General features: G+C 48.6%; 2 tRNA genes and 3 rRNA genes. All 5 read left to right on the forward strand.

Annotated elements, in window-relative coordinates:
* Nucleotides 1–247 precede the first annotated feature (247 nt).
* A 16S ribosomal RNA gene (locus tag RFX69_RS00025) occupies nt 248–1,784 on the forward strand.
* A gap of 59 nt (nt 1,785–1,843) precedes the next feature.
* Nucleotides 1,844–1,920: transfer RNA gene (locus RFX69_RS00030), tRNA-Ile, on the forward strand.
* Between the two features lie 55 nt (nt 1,921–1,975).
* Nucleotides 1,976–2,051, forward strand: a tRNA-Ala gene (locus RFX69_RS00035).
* Between the two features lie 340 nt (nt 2,052–2,391).
* Nucleotides 2,392–5,284: ribosomal RNA gene (locus RFX69_RS00040) — 23S ribosomal RNA — on the forward strand.
* A 184-nt stretch (nt 5,285–5,468) separates the two neighbouring features.
* A 5S ribosomal RNA gene (gene rrf / locus RFX69_RS00045) occupies nt 5,469–5,583 on the forward strand.
* Together the 16S, 23S and 5S rRNA genes with 2 tRNA genes alongside form the textbook arrangement of a ribosomal RNA operon.
* Nucleotides 5,584–5,646: the final 63 nt, after the last annotated feature.

Below are 5,646 nucleotides of genomic sequence, written 5' to 3' on the forward strand. Positions count from 1 at the left end.
TGTTCTGGTTATTTCGACTTAAGAAAAAATCCACGCGACCGCAGCCAAAGAAATTGTTCTTACCGCAGGCGGCTATCATTAAGAGAATTGAAGAACAACTTGTGTGGATTTTTACTGATTGATTAATCGAAATAATTTTCATTGATTGATTGGTTTAAATTACTCGAAGTTTATTTGAGCGAAATTTAAGTCAGTAATTGATGAGCCAGAATTGGCACCTTGTCTATAATAAGGTGCAAAATGATTTTAACTGAAGAGTTTGATCATGGCTCAGATTGAACGCTGGCGGCAGGCTTAACACATGCAAGTCGAGCGGGGGAAGGTAGCTTGCTACTGGACCTAGCGGCGGACGGGTGAGTAATGCTTAGGAATCTGCCTATTAGTGGGGGACAACATCTCGAAAGGGATGCTAATACCGCATACGTCCTACGGGAGAAAGCAGGGGATCTTCGGACCTTGCGCTAATAGATGAGCCTAAGTCGGATTAGCTAGTTGGTGGGGTAAAGGCCTACCAAGGCGACGATCTGTAGCGGGTCTGAGAGGATGATCCGCCACACTGGGACTGAGACACGGCCCAGACTCCTACGGGAGGCAGCAGTGGGGAATATTGGACAATGGGGGGAACCCTGATCCAGCCATGCCGCGTGTGTGAAGAAGGCCTTATGGTTGTAAAGCACTTTAAGCGAGGAGGAGGCTACTTTAGTTAATACCTAGAGATAGTGGACGTTACTCGCAGAATAAGCACCGGCTAACTCTGTGCCAGCAGCCGCGGTAATACAGAGGGTGCGAGCGTTAATCGGATTTACTGGGCGTAAAGCGTGCGTAGGCGGCTTATTAAGTCGGATGTGAAATCCCCGAGCTTAACTTGGGAATTGCATTCGATACTGGTGAGCTAGAGTATGGGAGAGGATGGTAGAATTCCAGGTGTAGCGGTGAAATGCGTAGAGATCTGGAGGAATACCGATGGCGAAGGCAGCCATCTGGCCTAATACTGACGCTGAGGTACGAAAGCATGGGGAGCAAACAGGATTAGATACCCTGGTAGTCCATGCCGTAAACGATGTCTACTAGCCGTTGGGGCCTTTGAGGCTTTAGTGGCGCAGCTAACGCGATAAGTAGACCGCCTGGGGAGTACGGTCGCAAGACTAAAACTCAAATGAATTGACGGGGGCCCGCACAAGCGGTGGAGCATGTGGTTTAATTCGATGCAACGCGAAGAACCTTACCTGGCCTTGACATACTAGAAACTTTCCAGAGATGGATTGGTGCCTTCGGGAATCTAGATACAGGTGCTGCATGGCTGTCGTCAGCTCGTGTCGTGAGATGTTGGGTTAAGTCCCGCAACGAGCGCAACCCTTTTCCTTACTTGCCAGCATTTCGGATGGGAACTTTAAGGATACTGCCAGTGACAAACTGGAGGAAGGCGGGGACGACGTCAAGTCATCATGGCCCTTACGGCCAGGGCTACACACGTGCTACAATGGTCGGTACAAAGGGTTGCTACACAGCGATGTGATGCTAATCTCAAAAAGCCGATCGTAGTCCGGATTGGAGTCTGCAACTCGACTCCATGAAGTCGGAATCGCTAGTAATCGCGGATCAGAATGCCGCGGTGAATACGTTCCCGGGCCTTGTACACACCGCCCGTCACACCATGGGAGTTTGTTGCACCAGAAGTAGCTAGCCTAACTGCAAAGAGGGCGGTTACCACGGTGTGGCCGATGACTGGGGTGAAGTCGTAACAAGGTAGCCGTAGGGGAACCTGCGGCTGGATCACCTCCTTAACGAAAGATTGACGATTGGTAAGAATCCACAACAAGTTGTTCTTCATAGATGTATCTGAGGGTCTGTAGCTCAGTTGGTTAGAGCACACGCTTGATAAGCGTGGGGTCACAAGTTCAAGTCTTGTCAGACCCACCATGACTTTGACTGGTTGAAGTTATAGATAAAAGATACATGATTGATGATGTAAGCTGGGGACTTAGCTTAGTTGGTAGAGCGCCTGCTTTGCACGCAGGAGGTCAGGAGTTCGACTCTCCTAGTCTCCACCAGAACTTAAGATAAGTTCGGATTACAGAAATTAGTAAATAAAGATTAAGATCTTGGTTTATTAACTTCTGTGATTTCATTATCACGGTAATTAGTGTGATCTGACGAAGACACATTAACTCATTAACAGATTGGCAAAATTGAGTCTGAAATAAATTGTTCACTCAAGAGTTTAGGTTAAGCAATTAATCTAGATGAATTGAGAACTAGCAAATTAACTGAATCAAGCGTTTTGGTATGTGAATTTAGATTGAAGCTGTACAGTGCTTAAGTGCACAGTGCTCTAAACTGAAATGTTGAAGTTACTAACTTGTAGGTAACATCGACTGTTTGGGGTTGTATAGTCAAGTAATTAAGTGCATGTGGTGGATGCCTTGGCAGTCAGAGGCGATGAAAGACGTGATAGCCTGCGAAAAGCTCCGGGGAGGCGGCAAATATCCTTTGATCCGGAGATGTCTGAATGGGGGAACCCACCTACTTTAAGGTAGGTATTGCAACATGAATACATAGTGTTGCAAGGCGAACGAGGGGAAGTGAAACATCTCAGTACCCTTAGGAAAAGAAATCAATTGAGATTCCCTCAGTAGCGGCGAGCGAACGGGGATCAGCCCATTAAGTTATGTGTGTTTTAGTGGAACGCTCTGGGAAGTGCGAACGTAGAGGGTGATATTCCCGTACACGAAAGGGCACACATAATGATGACGAGTAGGGCGAGGCACGTGAAACCTTGTCTGAATATGGGGGGACCATCCTCCAAGGCTAAATACTCCTGACTGACCGATAGTGAACCAGTACCGTGAGGGAAAGGCGAAAAGAACCCCTGTGAGGGGAGTGAAATAGATCCTGAAACCGCATGCATACAAGCAGTGGGAGCACCTTCGTGGTGTGACTGCGTACCTTTTGTATAATGGGTCAGCGACTTATATTCAGTAGCGAGGTTAACCGTATAGGGGAGCCGTAGAGAAATCGAGTCTTAATAGGGCGTTTAGTTGCTGGGTATAGACCCGAAACCAGGCGATCTATCCATGAGCAGGTTGAAGGTTGGGTAACACTAACTGGAGGACCGAACCCACTGTCGTTGAAAAGCCAGGGGATGACTTGTGGATAGGGGTGAAAGGCTAATCAAGCCTGGTGATAGCTGGTTCTCCCCGAAAGCTATTTAGGTAGCGCCTCGGACGAATACCATAGGGGGTAGAGCACTGTTTCGGCTAGGGGGTCATCCCGACTTACCAAACCGATGCAAACTCCGAATACCTATGAGTACTATCCGGGAGACAGACTGCGGGTGCTAACGTCCGTAGTCAAGAGGAAAACAATCCAGACCGCCAGCTAAGGCCCCAAAATCATAGTTAAGTGGGAAACGATGTGGGAAGGCATAGACAGCTAGGAGGTTGGCTTAGAAGCAGCCACCCTTTAAAGAAAGCGTAATAGCTCACTAGTCGAGTCGGCCTGCGCGGAAGATGTAACGGGGCTAAAACTATGTGCCGAAGCTGCGGATGTATACTTTGTATACGTGGTAGGGGAGCGTTCTGTAAGCCGATGAAGGTGTGTTGAGAAGCATGCTGGAGGTATCAGAAGTGCGAATGCTGACGTGAGTAACGACAAAACGGGTGAAAAACCCGTTCGCCGAAAGACCAAGGGTTCCAGTCCAACGTTAATCGGGGCTGGGTGAGTCGACCCCTAAGGCGAGGCCGAAAGGCGTAGTCGATGGGAAAATGGTTAATATTCCATTACTTCTGTGTAATGCGATGAGAGGACGGAGAAGGCTAAATCAGCCTGGCGTTGGTTGTCCAGGTGAAAGGATGTAGGCATGTATCTTAGGCAAATCCGGGGTACTCTATGCTGAGATCTGATAGCAAGCTGTACTTGTACAGCGAAGTGGTTGATGCCATGCTTCCAGGAAAAGTCTCTAAGCTTCAGTTACACAGGAATCGTACCCGAAACCGACACAGGTGGTCAGGTCGAGTAGACCAAGGCGCTTGAGAGAACTCTGCTGAAGGAACTAGGCAAAATGGTACCGTAACTTCGGGAGAAGGTACGCTGTTGTTGGTGATGGAACTTGCTTCCTGAGCTGACGACAGCCGCAGAAACCAGGCCGCTGCAACTGTTTATTAAAAACATAGCACTCTGCAAACACGAAAGTGGACGTATAGGGTGTGATGCCTGCCCGGTGCTGGAAGGTTAATTGATGGGGTTAGCGTAAGCGAAGCTCTTGATCGAAGCCCCAGTAAACGGCGGCCGTAACTATAACGGTCCTAAGGTAGCGAAATTCCTTGTCGGGTAAGTTCCGACCTGCACGAATGGCATAATGATGGCGGCGCTGTCTCCAGCAGAGGCTCAGTGAAATCGAAATCGCTGTGAAGATGCAGTGTACCCGCGGCTAGACGGAAAGACCCCGTGAACCTTTACTGCAGCTTGACACTGAACTTTGACCTTACTTGTGTAGGATAGGTGGGAGGCTTTGAAGCTGGAACGCTAGTTCCAGTGGAGCCGTCCTTGAAATACCACCCTGGTAATGTTGAGGTTCTAACTCTGTCCCGTGATCCGGGACGAGGACCGTGTCTGGTGGGTAGTTTGACTGGGGCGGTCTCCTCCTAAAGAGTAACGGAGGAGTACGAAGGTGCGCTCAGCGTGGTCGGAAATCACGCGTAGAGTATAAAGGCAAAAGCGCGCTTAACTGCGAGACCCACAAGTCGAGCAGGTACGAAAGTAGGTCTTAGTGATCCGGTGGTTCTGTATGGAAGGGCCATCGCTCAACGGATAAAAGGTACTCTGGGGATAACAGGCTGATACCGCCCAAGAGTTCATATCGACGGCGGTGTTTGGCACCTCGATGTCGGCTCATCTCATCCTGGGGCTGAAGCAGGTCCCAAGGGTATGGCTGTTCGCCATTTAAAGAGGTACGCGAGCTGGGTTTAGAACGTCGTGAGACAGTTCGGTCCCTATCTACCGTGGGCGCTGGAAATTTGAGAGGATCTGCTCCTAGTACGAGAGGACCAGAGTGGACGAACCTCTGGTGTACCGGTTGTGACGCCAGTCGCATCGCCGGGTAGCTATGTTCGGAAGGGATAACCGCTGAAAGCATCTAAGCGGGAAGCCTACCTCAAGATAAGATTTCCCTAGGACTTTATGTCCTCTAAAGAGCCGTTCGAGACTAGGACGTTGATAGGTTGGATGTGGAAGCATAGTGATATGTGAAGCTGACCAATACTAATTGCTCGTGAGGCTTGACTATACAACACCCAAGCAGTTGTATATGAAGCATCAATCGATTCTTAAATATGCAAGACAACTTGATTTAGTTATACCTCTAGATAAAATGAACAAATAAAGTAAGATTCAATCAGCCCAGTCTGTTACAGATTTGGAAAACGCTTCGGCATCAAATAAGACCTAAGCAAGTATCCATAAACAGTTGTGCTGGCGACCATAGCAAGAGTGAACCACCTGATCCCTTCCCGAACTCAGAAGTGAAACCTCTTAGCGCTGATGGTAGTGTGGGATTACCCATGTGAGAGTAAGTCATCGCCAGCTCATTATTCTAAACACCCACACACAATAGGTTGGGGTGTTTTTTTATAGCAAGAAATCAATAAA

Source organism: Acinetobacter sp. 148 (assembly GCF_031196675.1).
Classification (GTDB): Bacteria; Pseudomonadota; Gammaproteobacteria; order Pseudomonadales; family Moraxellaceae; genus Acinetobacter; species Acinetobacter baumannii.